This window comes from Shewanella chilikensis, assembly GCF_002836945.1.
In the GTDB taxonomy this organism is placed as follows: domain Bacteria; phylum Pseudomonadota; class Gammaproteobacteria; order Enterobacterales; family Shewanellaceae; genus Shewanella; species Shewanella chilikensis.
In genome coordinates this window covers 18,279-37,229 of sequence record NZ_NIJM01000043.1, presented here as the reverse complement: position 1 = coordinate 37,229, position 18,951 = coordinate 18,279, and the positions used below count along the sequence as shown (strand labels likewise).

At 54.7% G+C, this 18,951-nt stretch carries 16 protein-coding genes; 10 read left to right on the top strand and 6 right to left on the bottom strand.

Annotation, left to right across the window (positions count from 1 at the left end; all coding sequences use genetic code 11):
• Positions 1-136 (bottom strand): helix-turn-helix domain-containing protein (locus CX651_RS15005; protein WP_157822673.1); only part of this gene is annotated, 136 nt, incomplete at its 3' end.
• Positions 137-368: 232 nt separating this feature from the next.
• Positions 369-1,745, bottom strand: coding sequence for an L-serine ammonia-lyase (locus CX651_RS15000; RefSeq protein WP_101056696.1), 1,377 nt, complete (start codon positions 1,743-1,745; stop codon positions 369-371).
• A 296-nt stretch (positions 1,746-2,041) separates the two neighbouring features.
• Here CX651_RS15000 and nagZ point away from each other — a divergent pair, with 296 nt between their 5' ends.
• From nagZ to CX651_RS14985, 3 genes are all read left to right on the top strand, one after another.
• Positions 2,042-3,058, top strand: coding sequence for a beta-N-acetylhexosaminidase (nagZ, locus tag CX651_RS14995; protein WP_101056698.1), 1,017 nt, complete (start codon positions 2,042-2,044; stop codon positions 3,056-3,058).
• A gap of 82 nt (positions 3,059-3,140) precedes the next feature.
• Positions 3,141-3,701, top strand: coding sequence for an alpha/beta hydrolase YcfP (ycfP, locus tag CX651_RS14990; RefSeq protein WP_101056695.1), 561 nt, complete (start codon positions 3,141-3,143; stop codon positions 3,699-3,701).
• 295 nt (positions 3,702-3,996) lie between these two features.
• On the top strand, positions 3,997-4,269 hold the full coding sequence (locus tag CX651_RS14985) for an acylphosphatase (RefSeq protein ID WP_101056694.1): 273 nt from the start codon (positions 3,997-3,999) through the stop codon (positions 4,267-4,269).
• Here CX651_RS14985 and CX651_RS14980 read toward each other — a convergent pair whose 3' ends face one another.
• From CX651_RS14980 to CX651_RS20165, 3 genes are read right to left on the bottom strand one after another with little or no spacing between them, the layout of a single operon-like run.
• Entirely contained in the window at positions 4,270-5,400 is a 1,131-nt protein-coding gene (locus tag CX651_RS14980; protein ID WP_101056693.1) for a CsiV family protein, read from the bottom strand.
• Positions 5,400-8,864: a transcription-repair coupling factor gene (gene mfd / locus CX651_RS14975; protein ID WP_101056692.1), complete on the bottom strand. Its 3,465-nt coding sequence runs from the start codon at positions 8,862-8,864 to the stop codon at positions 5,400-5,402. Before mfd ends, CX651_RS14980 begins: the two co-directional genes overlap by 1 nt.
• 53 nt (positions 8,865-8,917) lie before the next feature.
• Positions 8,918-9,514 (bottom strand): hypothetical protein, encoded by a 597-nt coding sequence (locus tag CX651_RS20165; RefSeq protein WP_101056691.1) that lies wholly within the window; start codon positions 9,512-9,514, stop codon positions 8,918-8,920.
• Between the two features lie 96 nt (positions 9,515-9,610).
• Between CX651_RS20165 and CX651_RS14965 the strand changes: the two genes are divergently transcribed.
• The 3 genes from CX651_RS14965 to lolE are packed head-to-tail and all read left to right on the top strand — an operon-like array spanning position 9,611 to position 12,808.
• On the top strand, positions 9,611-10,843 hold the full coding sequence (locus CX651_RS14965; protein WP_101056690.1) for a lipoprotein-releasing ABC transporter permease subunit: 1,233 nt from the start codon (positions 9,611-9,613) through the stop codon (positions 10,841-10,843).
• The gene (gene lolD, locus CX651_RS14960) at positions 10,836-11,552 is read left to right on the top strand and encodes a lipoprotein-releasing ABC transporter ATP-binding protein LolD (RefSeq protein WP_101056689.1); all 717 of its coding nucleotides are present in this window, start codon (positions 10,836-10,838) and stop codon (positions 11,550-11,552) included. The genes CX651_RS14965 and lolD overlap by 8 nt, the downstream gene beginning before the upstream one ends.
• Positions 11,549-12,808, top strand: coding sequence for a lipoprotein-releasing ABC transporter permease subunit LolE (lolE, locus tag CX651_RS14955; RefSeq protein WP_101056688.1), 1,260 nt, complete (start codon positions 11,549-11,551; stop codon positions 12,806-12,808). Before lolD ends, lolE begins: the two co-directional genes overlap by 4 nt.
• Positions 12,809-12,974: 166 nt before the next feature.
• Here lolE and CX651_RS14950 read toward each other — a convergent pair whose 3' ends face one another.
• Complete coding sequence (locus tag CX651_RS14950) at positions 12,975-13,481, bottom strand: DUF2062 domain-containing protein (protein ID WP_039035101.1); 507 nt, start codon at positions 13,479-13,481, stop codon at positions 12,975-12,977.
• A gap of 29 nt (positions 13,482-13,510) precedes the next feature.
• Here CX651_RS14950 and CX651_RS14945 point away from each other — a divergent pair, with 29 nt between their 5' ends.
• From CX651_RS14945 to CX651_RS14930, 4 genes are read left to right on the top strand one after another with little or no spacing between them, the layout of a single operon-like run.
• Positions 13,511-15,910: a DNA internalization-related competence protein ComEC/Rec2 gene (locus CX651_RS14945; protein WP_308427932.1), complete on the top strand. Its 2,400-nt coding sequence runs from the start codon at positions 13,511-13,513 to the stop codon at positions 15,908-15,910.
• Between the two features lie 33 nt (positions 15,911-15,943).
• Positions 15,944-17,743: a lipid A export permease/ATP-binding protein MsbA gene (gene msbA / locus CX651_RS14940; RefSeq protein WP_101056686.1), complete on the top strand. Its 1,800-nt coding sequence runs from the start codon at positions 15,944-15,946 to the stop codon at positions 17,741-17,743.
• The gene (gene lpxK / locus CX651_RS14935) at positions 17,744-18,772 is read left to right on the top strand and encodes a tetraacyldisaccharide 4'-kinase (RefSeq protein ID WP_101056685.1); all 1,029 of its coding nucleotides are present in this window, start codon (positions 17,744-17,746) and stop codon (positions 18,770-18,772) included.
• Positions 18,762-18,941 carry a Trm112 family protein gene (locus CX651_RS14930; RefSeq protein WP_101056684.1) on the top strand — a complete coding sequence of 60 codons (180 nt, stop codon included), beginning with the start codon at positions 18,762-18,764 and terminating at the stop codon, positions 18,939-18,941. The genes lpxK and CX651_RS14930 overlap by 11 nt, the downstream gene beginning before the upstream one ends.
• The last annotated feature ends 10 nt before the right edge of the window (positions 18,942-18,951 follow it).

Sequence of the window (18,951 nt, the reverse complement as noted above, 5' to 3'; positions counted from 1 at the left end):
GATTGCGATTTACTTCCCGGCTGATTGTGCTGTGGCTGACTTTCAGACGTTTTCCTATCTCCCGATAACTGAAACCCTCGCGTAAATAGGCCTCAATCTGGTATCGTTGTCCCTCGATCAACTGCTTGTAATTCATGGTAACTACTCATGTTTGTTTGGCGACTACAGAGTATCACCAACAGGCAGTTGATCTCTCCTCACCGTTTAACCATGAGTGGTGCACTTATTATCTGAATTCGGGATGTAGATTTCAGGAGTCCTTTAAAAGGATTAAGTTTAAAAAAGAAGAGCGCCAAATTTGGCGCTCTTCTTTTATCGGGGAGATAGTCCTGTTTTCGGAGGGACTACCGGAGAGATTGATTTGGTAATCAACACTCGACGATATTAACCGCCAGGCCGCCTTTGGCGGTTTCCTTGTACTTGCTGCGCATATCTTTGCCGGTATCCATCATGGTCTTGATCACCTTATCCAGGGAAACCTTGTGATTGCCGTCGCCGCGCAGTGCCATGCGTGAGGCGTTGATGGCCTTGACTGCGCCCATGGCGTTTCGTTCGATACAGGGAACCTGCACCAGGCCGCCGACAGGATCGCAGGTCAACCCCAGATTGTGTTCCATACCGATTTCTGCCGCGTTTTCAACATGCTCGACCGTACCACCCATGATTTCGGTCAGTGCGGCAGCGGCCATAGAGCAAGCCACGCCGACTTCGCCCTGACAGCCAACCTCGGCTCCGGAAATGGAGGCGTTTTTCTTGTACAGAATCCCTATGGCCGCCGCCGTCAACAGAAAACGGCAACAGACATCTTCATCCACTTCCTGAACAAAGGTGTCGTAGTAGCAGAGCACGGCGGGGATGATACCGGCGGCGCCATTGGTGGGCGCCGTTACCACACGATCACCGGCGGCATTTTGCTCATTCACAGACAGGGCAAATAAGTCCACCCAATCCATGGCATTGAGGGGATCGATATTGTTGCGGCCTTCGGCCTTGAGGCGGCGATGCAGTGCCGGAGCGCGGCGGCGCAGTTTAAGGCCACCGGGCAAAATGCCTTCTTTCTGATAGCCTTTTTCGACGCAGGCTTTCATGGTTTGCCAGATATGCCACAGTTTGGCTTTGACTTCATCTTCTGGGGCTATGCTGAGCTCGTTGGCCATCATCAGCGAAGAGATGCTCAGGCCATTGTCGCTGCAAAGCTCCAAGAGTTCGCTGGCAGTATTGAAATCGTAAGGCGCCTGGGCGATGGGAGTCGCCGGAGAAGCGTTACGCTGCTGAATTTCATCCTCATCGAGAATAAAACCGCCGCCGACCGAATAGTAAGTGCGTTGATACAAACACTCTCCGGCCTTGAGGGCGTAGAGTGTCATGGCGTTGGCGTGTGCCGGCAGTGTCTTGCGCCTATGGTAGGTGATACCATCTTCGCGGGTAAACTTAACCTTACGGCCATCGCTGAGCGTCAGTGTCTGGCTGTCGGCTACTTCTGCCAGAATCGCCTCTATGCTGTCGGTGTCGACGGTTTCCGGATCTTCCCCCATCAATCCCAGAATCACCGCTTTGCCGGTACCGTGGCCCTTGCCTGTTTGTCCAAGAGAGCCAAAAAGTTCTGCCTGCAGTTCGTCGACCTGTCCAAGTAAGTCATCTACAGCCAGTTGTTCGATAAAGATTTTGCCCGCTTTCATCGGACCCACGGTATGGGAACTGGAAGGCCCTATACCTATCTTGAACATATCGAATACGCTAATCATTTGGTTAACCCTGTTGCTGTTTCGTTGTTATTTTAGTCATTGGGAGGCGCATTGCTCGCGCATGCGCAGGTTTCGGAGTAACCTTGACCCAAGTTACTCTGCCCATGGGCAAGTATCCCATACTTTTGGCCTGGAATATCATTAGTTATTCTTATTAAGCTAAGGTTGCATTAGCCTTGCTAACAAAGGGATTGACCCTGGTTGCGCTTTCCTTGCTGCCATACCTGTATCGGGGCTAACACCATTTCGTACCTTTTTCAGTCGCTTTCATGCGCGGTACCCTGTTGGAGATGTTTATGAGTCACTTAATGCTGGATCTTGCCTCTGTCGAGTTGACCCAAGAGGAGGCTTCTGTCCTGCAACATCCGGCCGTTGGCGGCCTAATTCTTTTCAGCCGTAATTACCAAGACAGAGAGCAACTGATAGCCCTGATCCGCGCGGTTCGTCGGGTGCGTCCCGAACTGCTAATTGCTGTCGATCATGAAGGGGGCAGGGTACAGCGTTTTCGCAAGGGATTTACCCAAATCCCAGCCATGGGCGATATATTGCCGGCCGCCGCAGGCTCGCTTCAGCTGGCGTCAACCTGGGCCAAAGAGCTGGGCTTTTTGATGGCCGTCGAGCTATTGGCCTGCGACATAGATTTAAGCTTTGCCCCTGTGCTCGATCTCAATGGCATCAGTCAGGTGATAGGCACCCGCAGTTTCGCCTCAAAACCCGAGCAGGTCACCGCGCTGGCAGCAGCCTTTATTGAAGGCATGACTGAGGCCGGTATGGCCGCAGTGGGTAAACATTTTCCCGGCCACGGCAGCGTCGAGGCCGACTCCCATATTGCCCAGCCGGTCGACCCGCGCAGCTATCAAGAGATTGCCGAGTGTGATATGCAGCCTTTTTCACAGCTGATCGCCAAAGAGATGCTCCAAGGTATTATGCCGGCTCATGTGATTTATCCCGAAGTAGACCCAAACCCCGCCGGATTTTCATCTTTTTGGCTCCAGCAGGAACTGCGCGGCAAACTGGCCTTTAATGGAGTGATTTTCTCGGACGATCTCGGCATGACAGGGGCGGCGGTAGCAGGAGACTATCAGGCCAGGGCCAGAGCGGCACTGGATGCCGGTTGTAACATGGTATTGGTATGCAATGACCCTGAGGGCGCCAGAAGCCTTCTGGGAGACTTCCCTTGGCCCGAGAGCAATCCTTTTCCGGCTGCGACATTGAGGGCAGACCCTGCTAAGGTGATGCAAGCATTGCAGGATGAAGCGCGCTGGGAGCGAGCCCGCGAGCTGGCGGCAAGGATTTCATCCACAAAAAATTGATTTGGCACAATATAGGCGCAAACTAACTTGGTTAGTTTGAAACCTGTATAACCATGACTGGAATGAGACTTGAGGAAACAAAATGATTTTGTATTTTCACGGATTTGATGCCACCAGCCCGGGTAATCATGAAAAAGTCAGGCAGTTACAGTTTATTGATGATGATGTGCGTCTCATCAGCTACAGCACCCAGCATCCCAGACACGATATGCAGCATCTGCTGAATGAGGTCAGTAAGCAGCTTAAACTCACTGACGATCCCAAGCCATTGATCATAGGTGTGGGGCTGGGAGCTTATTGGGCCGAGCGGATCGCTTTCCTGTCCGGGCTCAAGGCGATATTGGTCAACCCCAATCTTTGGCCGGAGGAAAACATGCCCGGCAAGATAGACAGGCCGGAAGAGTACGCCGATATTGCCAGCAAGTGCGTGACCGATTTTCGCAGCAAGAACCGTAACCGCGCCCTGTGCCTGCTGTCGACCGAGGATGAGGTCTTGGACAGCACCCGCAGCCATGCCTTGCTCAGCCGCTATTATGAAGTGATTTGGGACAAACAGCAGAGTCATAAGTTTGCCTCGCTGGCGAGCCATTTGACTCAGATTAAAGCCTTCAAGCAGAATGAGGGTGTAGAGCGCGTGGGTTAAACCCTATTTTGTGCGGTAAAACAAGCCCTTTTTGTGATCGATGTCACGAGAGGGGTTTCGGGTTGTTGTTCTGTATGTTGCGCTGGTTGCATCGGGCCTTTAGCTGTGTAAAGTTACGTTTTATGGTGGTTTTGATACAAAGTGTTACGCTTTGTGGTTGCAAAATTACCGGACATTTTGCGTATGTCGCCCGATGCAGCTAACACTCTTTTGTTAGCTGTTTTTTTTGCTTTTTTGTTAATCAACTGCTTGATTTATAAGCATAGCAAGATAATGAAGCCACAAGGAGACGCCCATGAAGCGGGTGCTGCTGACTGTAAAAGGCAAGGTGCAGGGAGTCTGTTTCAGACGTTTTACCCAGCAAAAGGCTCAGTCACTGGGGGTGACGGGGTATGTGCGCAACAAAGAAGATGGTTCGGTTGAAGTGTTGGCGCAGGGGGCTTATCCGGCCGTCGATCACTTAATAACCTGGTGCGAACAGGGGCCACCTCAGGCGCGGGTCGATAGTGTCTATGTGGAAGAAGACGAGGCAGATGAGATCTACCTCGACTTCTCTATCAGTCACTGATCAGAGCTCTTCGCCACTATCGGCTTGAGTTTGGCTGCCTGGCTGGGCCATACGCCTTACCTGTAGGATCATCCCCATTCTGGGATGATCGAAGTAGTGTATTTCCCCGCTGCGAATACGGCGATTTTGCTCCATGGGAATGCTGTAAAGAAAGGGAGTTTGCAGCTCAGGCTCACCTTCCTGGGTGGCCAGAGATTTATAGCCGGCTTCCCTCAAGTTAAAGCGGGTTTCCACATAGAGATAATGGCTGAGATAGATATTCAAAAGCCCATCAAGCTCCCACACAGCCTTGGGCGTTTGCGGCACCATCAAGCTCCCAAGCGCTGCATATTCCTCACTGCCCATTTGAGTTGGTTCACCCAGGCCATTGTCCAATGCTTGCTCAGGCAGTTTTTCTTCAGATAAGTCTTCTGATAAACCATTCAAAGATGAGTTCGAAGCCGTGTCCAACTGGCTCTGGGGCAAGCCTGAAAGCTTGAAGTCTGAGCCAAAGTTACGGCCACCGAAGAGATGCAGTGCCTCGGCTCTGTGGCGGGGTTTCATCTGTTGCTGCCAGGTGAGATGCAAAAGCCCTTTCAAACCGCGTTGCCGCTTGAGGGCATTGATAACACCGCCAAATTGGGCCCGACTTTCACTGAGCAGCAGGGCGCCGGGTTGGGCGGCTGTGCTGCTGTCTCTGGGACTGATATTCACAGGCAACTGCTTGGGCATACGGATTTCCGCTTGCCGCTGTTGGCAAGGCAAAGCGGTGGCATCCGCTTGAGTCGTGTTATCGGCCTGGGCCAGAGATATCACTTGGCCTGCCTGAAGGGGGCGGCCGTGCTGTGAGCCGGAGGCATCGTTATTGAGAGCCTTATCTGCTGCGCTGCCTGCGGATTGAGATTGCCATTGCGGATCACAGTCTCCCCCAGCCATGCTGCTTGAGCTGATTTCGGTGGCGACCTGGGGAGTGATCAAGTCTATGGTCTTGTTCAGTTTGAGCTCCAGCGGCGTATCCGGCCACTTTTCCGTGCTTGGCCCGGGGCGCTCAAACAGGTATACCTCGACTTCGTACCAAGGATATTGTGCCGCCTGCAATACAGGCGAAAGTGTCAGCCCCAGAGCCAGGGTTGCCAGCATATTTCGATACACTATTTTTCTCCCACAGTGTGTTGTGCCAGTTGTTGCAGCAGAAGACCTACCATCTCCAGGCGTTCTTTACTGCTTTCGGCCGCCAGGGTGAACTTTAACTTATTCGGTCCATCCATTCGATAGATTTGTGGCTGGGATTGCAACAGGCCGATGATAAAGCCGGGATCAATAATATGGTCGTCACCAAACTCGACACTGCCGCCGCGGGCGTGAAAATCGAGTTTTTTCAGCCCGAGCGCGGTGGCCTGATGCTTGTACAGTGTCAGTTGCATCAGGTTTCGGGTGGCTTCAGGCAACAAACCGAAACGGTCAATCAGTTCCACCTTGAGCTCATCCAGCGCCGCTTCCGTAGTGCAGTTGGCTATCCGTTTGTAGAGCGACAGGCGAATATTGACATCGCCCACATAGTCTTCCGGCAACAGCGCCGGGATCCTCAGCTCGATTTCACACTGCTGGTTGAGCATCTGCGCCAGGGATGGCTCCTTGCCCTGTTTCAGCGCCTTGACCGCCGACTCCAGCATCTCCATATAGAGGCTGAAGCCTATCTTGGAGATGTGGCCACTCTGTTCATCCCCCAGCAATTCACCGGCGCCGCGGATCTCCAGATCCTGAGTCGCCAGCATAAATCCGGCGCCAAGATCTTCCAGGGCGTCAATCGCTTCCAGGCGCTTGCGGGCATCTGAGGTCATGCGTTTCGGATGCGGGGTCATCAGATAGGCATAAGCCTGGTGATGGGAGCGGCCAACCCGGCCCCTGAGCTGATGCAGCTGCGCCAACCCGAAGGTGTCGGCCCTCTCTATGATGATGGTGTTGGCGCTCGGCACATCGATACCGGTTTCAATAATGGTGGTACACACCAACACGTTGTAGCGTCTGTGGTAAAAATCGGACATTACCCGCTCCAGCTCGCGCTCGCGCATCTGGCCGTGGGCTACTACCACTCTGGCATCGGGCAACAGCTCGCGCAGCTCCTCGGCGCGTTTCTCTATGCTCTCCACATTGTTGTGCAGGTAATAGACCTGGCCGCCACGGAGGAGCTCCCGTTCTATGGCCTCACGGACACTGGCCTTGTCGTATTCGCGCACGAAGGTTTTCACCGCCAGGCGTTTGGCCGGCGGGGTGGCGATAATCGACAGATCCCGCATGCCGGACATGGCCATATTCAGGGTGCGGGGAATAGGGGTCGCCGTCAGGGTGAGAATATCCACATTGGCCCTGAGCGCCTTGATTTTCTCTTTCTGCCGTACCCCGAACCTGTGCTCCTCATCTATGATAAGCAGGCCGAGGGCGTCAAATTTCACCTCGCTGTTGAGCAGCTTATGGGTGCCGATAACAATATCCACCTTGCCGTTTGCCAGGTCGGCAATCACCTGTTGCTGCTCTTTGGCGGTGCGAAAACGGGACATAACTTCAATCTGCACCGGCCAGTCGGCGAACCTGTCCTTGAAGTTTTCATAGTGCTGCTGAGCCAGCAGAGTCGTGGGCACCAACACCACCACTTGCTTGCCGGCGTTGACGGCAACAAAGGCGGCGCGCATGGCCACTTCTGTCTTGCCAAAGCCCACGTCACCACAGATCAGACGGTCCATAGCCACCGGTGACTGCATATCGGCGAGAACGGCGGCGATGGAAGTTTCCTGATCCACAGTCTCTTCGAACGGGAAACCCTGGGCGAACAGGGCGTATTCGGCCTCATCCAGTTCACAGGCCTCGCCGGGGCGGGCCTGACGGCGGGCGTAAACATCCAGCAGCTCGGCAGCCACATCGCGAATGCGCTCTATCGCCTTCTTCTTGGCCTTGGCCCAGCTCTCGTTACCCAACTTGTTGAGGTTGGGGGATTCATCCGGTGCCACGGCGTACCGGCTGATGAGGTGGAGTGACGACACAGGCACATAGAGTTTGTCGCCACCGGCGTATTCCAGCTTGAGGTATTCGGCCACCACGCCGCCGGTATCCAGGGTTTCCAGCCCCTGATAGAGGGCGACCCCGTGCTCCAGGTGCACTATGGGTTGGCCGACCTTGAGCTCGGCGAGGTTTTTAATCAGGGCATCGCTGCTGATCTGGCGCTGTTTTTCCCGCCGTCTCTGCTGGGAGATCCGCTGACCGAAGAGCTCGGTTTCGCAAATTATGCTCAGCTTGGGCTCATGGAGTACGCAGCCCTTGGCAAGGGGCGAGACGATTAACCCCAGCTGTGCATCCGAGTCGATAAACGCCTTGAGATGCGGGAACAGTACCGGGCGCAACTCTATCTTGGCCAGCAACTCCATCAGCGCCTCGCGGCGGCCTTCGGATTCGGCGCTCAGCAGGACTCTGCCCGCCGAGGCGATATAGTCGGCCAATGCCTGCAAGGGCTGCTTCAGCTTATGGTTGACCGAGATATCCGGCAGCGCGCTTACTGCAGCCAATTGCTGCTGTTTTTGGGCATCCACCTGGCTCAGTTGCAGTCTTGGCCAGCGCTTGAAGGCGGCAAACAGCTGCTCGGTCAACAGATATAGGTCTGCCGGGGCCAGCAGGGGCCGCAGCGGATCGACGCGCCTGTCTTCATAGCGATTGCGCACTTGCGTCAGATGTGCATCGGCGGCCTGCTGCAGGTCGCCCAGCGTCAGCAGTTGCACATCGCCGGCAAAATAGTCGAATAGGGTCGCGGTTTCATCAAAGAACAAGGGCAGGTAGTTTTCGATACCGGCGGGCATCAAATGGCGGCTCACCTGCTGATAGATGGACTCGGGCTCTTTAACCAATACTTCAAAATAGCGCCGATAACGCTGGCGGAAGCCTTCTATGGCCCGTTCATCTGTGGGGAACTCCTTGGCCGGCAGCATCCGTACCTGCGACAGGGGTTCCTTGGATAGTTGGGTTTCAGGATCGAAATGGCGAATCGATTCCACTTCATCATCGAACAGTTCAATTCGCAGCGGCTCGGCTGAGCCCATGGGAAAGATATCCAGAATCGAGCCGCGAATGGCAAATTCGCCATGTTCATAAACCTGACCGACCAGATGATAACCGGCGCTGACCAAGTGCTCGCGCATCTGTTGCAGGCTGTAGTTGTCGCCCTTGTTCAGCAACATCACATTGGCCGACAGGAAAGACTTGGGCGGCAGTCGCACCATCAGGGTGTTGATAGGCACTATTACCAGGGCGCGCTTGGCACTTGGCAACCTTGACAGGGTTTCCAGCCGCTGGGAGATCAGATCCTGATGCGGCGAAAAGCTGTCGTAGGGCAGGGTCTCCCGATCGGGAAACAACCACACGGGCAGGGTATCACCCAAAAGGTATTTGAGTTCGGCTTCCAGTGTCAGGGCGGTTGGCGTATCCGCTGTTACCAACAGGCTGACACCTTGATGTTGGCGGGCGAGGTTGGCCAAGGTCAGCGCGCGCTCCACGCCTTCGCCGAGACCAAGATGGCGGATCTCGCCGGCCTTTGGGGCACCCGCAGGCGCCAGTACAGAAAACTTATTCATTGAAGATGTGATAACAGATTCATTCTGAATGGATTGCGCACCATTGTAGAGATTTAGGCTGGCTCATGCCAGTTGGGATCCTGACTGGCCTTACGCCTTTTGAGCTGCTTTTGTTGCACGCTGAGACTGGCCTTGACCAAGAGTTCGATATCGGCATCCTGGATCACCCGATAGTCGAGATCGGCCAGAAACTGGCCTTCATGGTCTGGGTCGGCGCGGCATTCCCGCACCGAGGCGATACACTGCAAGGACAGGATTTCATCGCGAATAAACAGGGTCAGCTTGCAAAATGTACCGGCGTCCAGTGCCTGGGGTAACTGCACCCGCACGCCGCTGCCGCCAAATTGCACCCCGGGGCAGTGTTGGCCTTCGCGGCTCTCCTGCTCCAATACGTGCTGTAACACCAGATCTATCTTACGGGACTGGAGTTTGAGGTAGTCGACTATCGCCCGGCCCTCATCGCCGAGTTGCCTGAGCTGCAACAAACAGCCGGCTTCCAGCGCCTTGACCTCGCTCATCAGTTTCAAGCCGGTGGATTGCATCGCCAGCAGCTGGCTCTCGGTCGGCAAGGGAGTGTCCTTGGGCCAGAGGCTGAGATAGACATCGAAGGCGTGGGGCACGCTGAAGTATGGATTGGATTCAGGAAACAAGGTCCCGCCTCTTGTATTTACCCGGTCAATCCACCTATTATCGTGCCCACTTCATTGATTTAGCAAGCGCAGCGCACAGGACATGCTATCCCTCTCATGAATCCGGGACTCTCATTTTACATAGGTTATCGTTACTGGCGTGCCCGCAAGGCCAACGCTTTTGCTTCCTTTATTACCTTCTTCGCCGTCAGCGGGATTTTTCTCGGGGTGGCAGCATTGATTATTGTCAGCTCTGTGATGAACGGCCTGGAAGGCCAGCTCAAGACCCGTATCCTGGGGGCCATTCCACAACTGACAGTACATACAGACCACTCTTTTGATGACTGGCAAAGCTTTAAAGGCGATTTACAGCAATTGCCCGGGGTGCTTGGGCTGGCGCCCTCTGCGACCACCCAGGCGATGGCCCAGTCGGCCGATAATATCAGTGCGGTGCAGCTCTATGGCATCTACCCCGAGGCCGAAAAAAATCTCTCGGTTGTAGCCAAACACGCCTATCTGGATGCCTTCGATTCGCTCAGCAGCGGCAACTACCGGGTGTTGTTGGGCTCAGAGCTGGCACGGCGGCTTAATGTTGCCACCGGAGACAAGCTGCGCCTGCTCAGCGGTGATGGTGTGGTGTACTCGCCGCTTGGTCCGGTTCCCAGCCAGCGAATTTTTGAAGTGGCGGGTATTTTTGAGATGGGTTCTCAGGTCGATGCCGGAGTGGCTTTTCTGCACTATGAAGATGCCCGCCGCTTGATGCGTAAGTCGCCAAAGCAAATTCAGGATCTCAGGCTGTTTCTGAGCGACCCCTTCAGCGCCCCGGCGCTGACGCCCAAGGTTGAACATTTGTTCGAAGCTAAGGGCGTTGAGGTGAGCGTCAGCGACTGGCGTGACAGTTATGGCCATCTCTTCGCCGCGGTGAAGATGGAAAAGAACATGATGTCTTTGATGTTAAGCCTGATTGTCGCGGTGGCAGCCTTCAATATTGTCTCGGCGCTGGTGATGATGGTGGTGGATAAAACTGCCGATGTCGCCGTGCTCAAGACCCAGGGGCTGGGTAGGCTGGATATCATGACCATTTTTATCTCCCAGGGCTCCCTCAACGCTCTGATAGGCCTGGCGCTGGGCCTAGGGGTTGGCATAGTGGCCACCCTCAACATCAATCCGCTGCTGTCGACCCTGGGGATCGCCGTATTGGGCGCCGGACAGAGGTTACCCGTGCAGCTGGAACCGCAGCAACTGGTACTTATCGCCATCGGCACTCTGCTGATGACCCTGGCCGCCACCTTGTACCCGGCTATTCGGGCCGCCCGGGTAGAACCTGCGACTGCACTTAGATATGAATAAGAGAATCAATACCATGCAACAAGCCGCGCTCCTTGAAGCCAAAGCCGTCAGCAAGAGTTATCAGGAAGGCAAGCTCAGCACCAAGGTGCTCGAGCAGGTCGACCTCAAGGTGTATCCGGGGGAGCAGTTGGCGATTGTCGGCAGTTCGGGCTCAGGCAAGAGTACCTTGCTGCATATTCTTGGCACCCTGGATAAGCCTTCTGCCGGTCAGGTATTGCTCGAAGGCGAGGACTTATATAAGGCCTCGGCCTCCCGCCAGGCACAGCTGCGCAATCAGGCGATGGGCTTTATCTACCAGTTTCATCATCTGTTACCCGAATTCAACGCCCTGGAAAATGTGGCCATGCCGGGGCTGATTGCCGGTCGCCCCAAGGCGGAAGTGCGAGCGCAGGCCAGGGCCTTGCTCGAAAGAGTGGGGCTGGGACATAGATTGGATCACACCCCGGCGGAGCTTTCCGGTGGTGAGCGCCAGCGGGTGGCCATTGCCAGAGCCTTGATAAACAACCCCAAAGTGGTACTTGCCGATGAACCTACGGGTAACCTGGATGCCCACAGCGGCGAGGCTGTCTATGAGCTTATCCGCGAGCTGGCCTCGCAACTGGGCACGGCTTTTGTGGTGGTAACCCATGATCATCAATTGGCGGCCAGGATGGATAGGCAGCTGCAGATGGTCGATGGTCGTTTGTCGGCGCCGGAGGCTGGCCAATGACGGCGCATCCCGCCTTGCTGCCCCTGATCATCGGCTGGCGCTTTTACCGCGCCCGCCAGAGCAGCAGCTTTATCAGTTTTATCTCTTTTGCTTCCACCGCTGGTATCGCCCTCGGGGTTGCCGTGCTTATTCTGGTGCTGTCGGCGATGAATGGCTTTGAGCGCGAACTGGAGCAGCGCCTGCTCGGGGTTGTGCCCCAGGGGGAGTTGAGCCAGGTCCGCGAACCTATTCATGACTGGCGTCAGATAGTGTCGGACGCCGAGCAAATCGACGGCATCAGCGCCGCCGCTCCGCTGGTACGTATGCAGGGCTTGGTGCAAAAGCCGGGCGGTTTTGTCGGCTTGTCTGTGGTGGGGGTTAACCCCGAGGCTGAAGCGCGGGTTTCGACCCTGAGTCAGTATCTGACACAGGAAAGCTGGCAGAGCCTTGAGGGCGACAGCAATCATATCGTGCTGGGCCAGGGAATGCTGGACAAACTGGGACTTAAGGTGGGTGATCGCCTGACCCTCTATCTGCCGTCACCCCATGGAAAGGGCAGTGGTCAACTGGCGCAGGCCCGCAGTCATTCGTTGTTGATAAGCGGCAGTTTTCGTCTCGGCGGCGAGCTTGAATACACCACGGCTTATGTGCCCATGGCCTATGCCCAGCGCCTGCTAGGGCTTGCAGACGAGGTGACCGGGGTGAGAATCAAGGTTGAGCGGGTATTTGAAGCGCCGCGGCTGATTCGCGAGCTGGGTTATGCCCAGAGCCAGACTTTGTATCTCAACGACTGGACCCGCACCCAGGGGCATCTCTATCAGGACATTCAGCTGGTGCGCGCCGTCATGTATCTGGTGCTGGCATTGGTAATAGGTGTGGCCTGTTTCAACATAGTCTCCACCCTGGTGATGGCGGTGCGTGACAAGGCTTCGGAAATCGCCATCTTGATGACCATGGGACTTAAGCGCGGCGCCGTGATGCTGGTATTTATTGTTCAGGGCGCGCTCAATGGTGTGCTGGGCTGCGCCATAGGAACCTTGCTGGGGGTATTGCTGGCCAAGAATCTTTCGGCTATCGCCAAGGGGATTGAGCAGTTGACCGGGCATAAGTTGCTCTCGGGGGATATCTATTTTATCGATTTCTTGCCATCCAGGCTTGAGCTCACCGATGTGTTGGCCGTGGTGGCTATGGCGCTGCTGATGAGTCTGCTGGCTACCTTGTATCCGGCGTTCAGGGCCAGTCGAATTGCCCCGGCAACCGCCCTGGCCGGGCGTTGATAAGCGACAGGCAGATCCTAAATAGCAAGAACCCGGCCATCGCCGGGTTCTTGCTATTTGTTGGTTGAATGCGCTTTGGGTTGCCAAATTTGGTCAGCGCTAAAACCATGTATTCCTAAAGTATCCCTGAATTGTGTCGCTCCAGTGACGTTACTGCCAGCAGCAGTTATTTGCGTCGTTTTTGCCACTGCAGATAGATGGAGTACTGCCAGGCACTCTTGATCACAAAATATCCTGTCAGGGCACTGACCACACCCAACACCAAACAACCGAACAGGAAAGGTGGGCCTATGGTGCTGATGGAGGATTCTATCCAGGCCCAACTGGCTTCGAAGACAAACTGCTGCGGCGGGTGATTGAGCAGCTTGGCACCTATCAAATAAGCCAGATAAAACATGGCCGGCATGGTTACTGGGTTAGTAATCCAAACCAGAGCGACTGACACCGGCAGGTTGACATGAAAGTAGATCGCCAGCGCCGCCGCCAACACCATTTGAAACGGCATTGGCATCCAGGCAACAAACAGGCCTATGGCGAAGGCGCCGGGGGCAGAGCGGCGATTCAGTGCCCAAAGATTGGGTTTGTTCAGCAGGCTGCCGAAGATCTTGAGGTGTTTATGATTCCTCAGTTTCTCCGGATCGGGCATGAATCTCTGAATGATCTTTTTTGGCATAGGCTCAGATTGCTGTCTTAAATTACTCAATGATGAATCAATGCTTATCGGGCTTTGGCATCGCCGTACTTTCGGCCATGCTTTGGCCCTGGATACCGCCCTTATTCTCATTGCCAATTATTGCAGTGCTGCTGGTTTTGTGCCTCAGAGTCTGGAGCGGGAGCTGGGTTCCCAAGGGAAGTGCTTTGCTCTATGGTGCTTTGGGCGGCGTGCTGTGGGTCAGTGTTTACTGTCAGTTAGTCATTGATATTAAAAGCCTTACTGACTCATCATCCAGCTCTGAAACATCTGTTACTCAGACACTGCGGGGCGAAATCATATCACTAGTTTCTGCAAACGGCGACTGGATCCGCATGGATATTCGGCCAATTGATGATAATTCTGCAACCCTGTTGGCACCCCTGGCCTCGATGTGGCGTTTGAGCTGGCAGGGGGATGCATTGCCATCGCCGCAATTGGGTGAGGTGTGGCAGTTTGAAGTCAAGCCCAGATCCTTTGCCGCCGTGCTCAATCAGGGCGGCTTCAATCGTCAGCGTTATCTGCTTGGTGAGCGGATAACCGCCAGAGGCCAGGTAATATCAGGTGAGCGGCTGTTGCCATCAACTGGGCTTCGGGCACGTTTGGTCACAGAGTTAACTCCAGTATTGGCCGAAATTGAGGGCGGTGATTTGCTGCTGGCGCTGACCTTGGGTGAGCGGTCACTCTTTTCCGAGGCGCGCTGGCAAGAGTTACGCCAATCCGGCAATGCCCACTTGGTGGCGATTTCGGGGTTGCATCTTTCGGTGGTCGCTTTCTGGTGTTATCTGCTGAGTTTTGGAGCGCTCAAGCGTTGGGCACCCGTCTATGGGCGGCGCAATTTGGTACTGGCATCTTTGGCGGCATTGCTGATGGCACTCTTTTATGCCTATCTGGCAGGTTTTGCCATTGCCACCCAAAGAGCCTTGTTGATGCTGTGCTTGTTGGTGTTATCGACTTTAATGATGCGCTATGCCTCGGCCTGGGAGCGGCTGCTGTGGGCACTGGCCTGTGTGCTCTTGATTGATCCCTTGGCCAGTCTCAGTGGCGGCTTTTGGCTGTCATTTTCGGCGCTGGCGTTAATTCTGTTGAGCCTTAATCATCAAGTTCATAATCCTAAGGCTCTGGAGCAGGAGCAAGTACTGACCCACTGGCCAGCAAAGCTCAAGCGCTGGGCCCTGGCATTCTGGGCTATACAGTGGCGCCTTTGTCTGGGGCTGTCGCTACTGCAGGCGGTACTCTTTGGCGCCGTGACGGTTCACAGTTTGTGGCTCAATTTGCTGCTGGTGCCTTGGTTCAGTTTACTGGTGATCCCTCTGGCGCTGCTGGCACTGCTGCTGTGGTCGATATTTTCAGCTCTCGGCATGGATGCAGTGGCACTCATGCCTTGGCAATTGGCGTCTTTCAGTCTCTGGCCGGTACAAAAATTATGGCAGTTCAATAGTCAGCTTCCCGGCGGCTGGCTCATGTTGCCGCAGGCTCTCAGCGCCGCGGCGCTATTGCTGTTTCCGGCATGGCTTTGCTGGCGTATGTTGCCCAAGGGGCGGGGAGTGGCGATGCTGCTGATAATACCCTTTGTACTGCAGCTCGGGCTATGGCTTGGCCTGCTCAAACCCAAGGGCTGGCAAATGCATATGTTGGATGTAGGCCAGGGGCTGGCTGTGGTGGTACAAAAGGGGCCACATGCCTTGCTTTATGATACAGGTGCGGCCTTTGGCGAGCGTTTCAGCTACGCAGAGCGGGTGATAGTGCCTTTCCTTGGTGCCAAAGGTGTGACCAAACTCGATTACCTGATTATCAGCCATGGGGATAATGACCACGCCGGTGGCACTCAAGTGCTGATGCAGGCCTTTGACAAGGCAGGGTTGATAACCGATGTTTCTGAGCTACAGAGCCGTCATTCAAAGCGTTGGCACAGGGGCTGCCGTCCGGGGATGCTTGATTGGCAAGGGATAGAGCTTAACTTTCTTGGCCCCAAAGTGCCTGAGCCAGGCAACAACGGCTCCTGCGTACTGCAACTCTTCGATGGTCATCATAGGGTGCTGTTGCCGGGGGATATAGAATTGGCCGGTGAGGTCGCCTTATTGCATGGAAAAGGCTCACTTGAGAGTGATATTTTACTGGCGCCCCATCATGGCAGCCGTACTTCATCCCATCCTGAGTTTATCGGCGAAATAGCCCCCGAGTGGGTGTTGTTTGCTGCCGGGCATGGCAATCGCTGGGGATTTCCCAAGGAGGAGATACGCTTGAGGTATCGGGCCATCGGCGCCCAAGCCTTGATTTCCGGGGAACTGGGGCAGGTGAGTCTCCACTTTGATGGCCAGGGTTACACAGTGCACAGTTACCGCGAGGATCTGGCGCCATTTTGGTATAACCGCTTGTTTGGGTTTGGTATGGCAGGGAATCCAGAGTAGAATGGCGACTTTGTCATAAATATAGTTTCGCTGATGAGCACATCTCAACAACGTGAAGTCTGGACAGTTTTCAGACGTTTGCTGACCTACCTCAAGCCCCTCAAAGGGGTATTTGTCATCTCGATTCTGGCGTTGATCACCTATGGGGTTGTGGACGCTACTTTTATCGCTTTTGTGAAACCTTTTATCGATGAAGGGTTTGCCAATAATTCGGTCGTTGCCGGCGTCGAGCTGGGTACCTCCAAGGGGTTTAATGCCAGCTCGGATGTGTTGACCATGGCTCCCTTTGTGGTGGTGGGGCTGTTCAGTCTTCGGGGGGTGGCCAACTTTGTCTCTACCTATGGCATCTCTTATATCAGCGCCAAGCTTATTCAGGACATGCGTCAGCAGGTGTTTGAACACATACTGTCGCTGCCGGTCAGCTATATGGATAGGGAAAACACAGGTTCCTTGATCTCCAAAGTGACCTTTGACACAGAGCAAATCGCCAGAGCCTCCGGCAGTGCGCTGATCACCTTGGTGAGAGATAGCGTTACTGTCATAGGCATGCTGGGGTTGATGTTCTATTACTCCTGGAAACTGTCGCTGTGTATTCTGATCATTGGTCCTTTCATCGGGGTGGTGATTGCCGTTGTCAGCCGCCGCTTCCGTAAAGTATCGCGGCAGATCCAGGGCGCCATGGGGTCAGTGACTGCTGTGACCGAGCAGATGATCAAGGGCCACAAGAACGTATTGTCTTTTGGTGGTCAGAAGACAGAGGCCGATCGCTTTGCCAAGGTCAACGATCACAACCGTTATCAGAATATGAAATTGGCTGCGGCCCAGGCCATCAGCCAGCCGCTTATCATGATCATCGGCTCCTTTGCATTGGCCTTTGTACTCTATGCTGCCAGTTTTGACAGCCTGAAGGATGAACTGACGGCGGGTACCTTTGCCACTATCCTGGGCGCTATGCTGGCCATGTTACAGCCCATCAAGAACCTGACCCGGGTCAACGCCGAGTTTCAACGTGGTATCGCCGCCTGTACCACAGTGTTTGAGCTGCTGGATACTCCCGGGGAATCCGATAGCGGCACTCACACAGTAGAGCGGGTTGAAGGCAATCTGCGTTTCGATAATGTCAGCTTTGGTTATCCGGGACAGGAACGTCTGGCGCTTGAGAATATCGACTTTGAAGTGCGTCAGGGGCAGACACTGGCGCTGGTGGGCCGCTCAGGCTCGGGTAAGTCGACCATCGCCAGTCTGGTAACCCGTTTCTACACCGGGCTCAAGCAGGGGGAGATCACCCTGGATGATGTCAGCATTTACGACTATTCACTCAAGTGTTTGCGTAGCCAGGTTGCGTTGGTGTCGCAGCAGGTCACCCTGTTCAACGACACCATAGCCAACAATATCGCTTATGCCTACCCAGGCGAGGCGACCCGCGAACAGATAGAAAACGCCGCCAGATTAGCCTATGCGATGGAGTTTATCGAAGCCTTGCCCCAAGGACTGGATACCGAGATAGGTGAGAACGGCGTGATGCTGTCTGGTGGTCAGCGCCAGCGGATCGCCATTGCCAGAGCCATCCTCAGAGACGCCCCTGTGTTGATCCTTGATGAGGCAACCTCGGCACTGGATACCGAATCCGAGAAGGCGATTCAGAAGGGGCTGGATAACCTGCGCCGCAATCGCACCTCGATTGTGATTGCCCACAGACTGTCGACCATTGAAAGTGCCGATCAGATATTAGTGGTCGATCAGGGCAAGATCCTCGAGCGTGGCACTCACCAGAGTCTGCTGGAAAAGGATGGGACGTACGCCAAGCTGTACCAGATGCAATTCGGAGGTTAAGTGGAAGCTCTGCTTAACCGTATCTGGTATCACAAGCATTGGGCAAGGTGGCTACTTTGGCCGCTTTCCTGGCTGTTTGCTTTGCTCAGTGGCCTGAGACGCCTGGGGTTTAAACTTGGCCTCAAGGCCTCGCAAACTCTGCCTGTACCTGTGATCATAGTCGGTAATATTACCGTTGGCGGCAGCGGCAAGACGCCAACCGTCATCTATTTGATTGAGCTGCTCAGGCACTATGGCTATCGGCCCGGAGTAATAAGCCGTGGTTATGGCAGTGGTCAAACTGAACCTAGGCTGGTGCCTCCCGGGGCCAATCCAAGCGATTTTGGTGATGAGCCGGCGATGATAGTGGCCCGTACTCAAGTGCCCATGGCCGTGGGAGTGGATCGTATAGCCACCGCCGAGTTACTGCTTACCTCCAACACTGTGGATATTATTATCAGTGATGACGGTTTGCAGCACTATCGCTTGGCGCGGGATATCGAAGTGGTGGTTGTTGATGCCAGGCGCCGCTTGGGCAACGGTATGTTACTGCCGGCGGGCCCTTTGAGAGAGGGAGCCTGGCGTTTGGAAAAGGCTGATTTTGTAATCCACAACGGCGAAGCCTGTGATACCGTCAGAGAGTTTGGTATGCAGCTCATTCCCGGCGCTGTGCTGAGTGTTGCTGGGGAAAACCAGGCTCAGGCTCCTACAGCGCCTATGGCGGTCAAAGCCATGGCAGGTATCGGTAATCCGGAGCGTTTTTTTGAAACCCTCTCTCTGATGGGGTTTAAGCTCGAAGCTCAAGAAGTTTTTGCCGATCATCAAGCCTACAGCCCAGAGGCTTTGGCACCGCTTGGTGATGAGCTGCCTGTGCTGATGACAGAAAAAGATGCGATCAAGTGTCGCGAATTTGCAAAACAACACTGGTGGTATCTGGCCGTCAATGCCAAGCTATCACCCCAATTCGATGCCCAATTGCTGACTCGAGTACGGGAGGCAATGGCAAACAAACAAAAGGCAAACCAAAAAGGACAGTCTGATGGCGTTTGATAAGAAACTATTGGAAATCGTAGCCTGCCCGGTATGTAAAGGCAGACTGGAATATGACAAACAGGCACAGCTGCTTATCTGTAAGGCAGATAGGCTGGCTTATCCGATCAATGACGGGATCCCTGTGTTGTTGGCTGATAAGGCCGAACCTTGGCAAGAAAAACAGTAATAGTTCCCGC

Coding starts and splice junctions, on each gene's coding strand:
- msbA (WP_101056686.1), top strand. CDS start 15,944: ATGAGCACATCTCAACAACGTGAAGTCTGGACAGTTTTCAGACGTTTG.
- CX651_RS14985 (WP_101056694.1), top strand. CDS start 3,997: ATGAAGCGGGTGCTGCTGACTGTAAAAGGCAAGGTGCAGGGAGTCTGT.
- CX651_RS14950 (WP_039035101.1), bottom strand. CDS start 13,481: ATGCCAAAAAAGATCATTCAGAGATTCATGCCCGATCCGGAGAAACTG.
- CX651_RS14945 (WP_308427932.1), top strand. CDS start 13,511: ATGATGAATCAATGCTTATCGGGCTTTGGCATCGCCGTACTTTCGGCC.
- lolD (WP_101056689.1), top strand. CDS start 10,836: ATGAATAAGAGAATCAATACCATGCAACAAGCCGCGCTCCTTGAAGCC.
- lolE (WP_101056688.1), top strand. CDS start 11,549: ATGACGGCGCATCCCGCCTTGCTGCCCCTGATCATCGGCTGGCGCTTT.
- nagZ (WP_101056698.1), top strand. CDS start 2,042: ATGAGTCACTTAATGCTGGATCTTGCCTCTGTCGAGTTGACCCAAGAG.
- CX651_RS14965 (WP_101056690.1), top strand. CDS start 9,611: ATGAATCCGGGACTCTCATTTTACATAGGTTATCGTTACTGGCGTGCC.
- CX651_RS15000 (WP_101056696.1), bottom strand. CDS start 1,745: ATGATTAGCGTATTCGATATGTTCAAGATAGGTATAGGGCCTTCCAGT.
- CX651_RS14930 (WP_101056684.1), top strand. CDS start 18,762: ATGGCGTTTGATAAGAAACTATTGGAAATCGTAGCCTGCCCGGTATGT.
- ycfP (WP_101056695.1), top strand. CDS start 3,141: ATGATTTTGTATTTTCACGGATTTGATGCCACCAGCCCGGGTAATCAT.
- mfd (WP_101056692.1), bottom strand. CDS start 8,864: ATGAATAAGTTTTCTGTACTGGCGCCTGCGGGTGCCCCAAAGGCCGGC.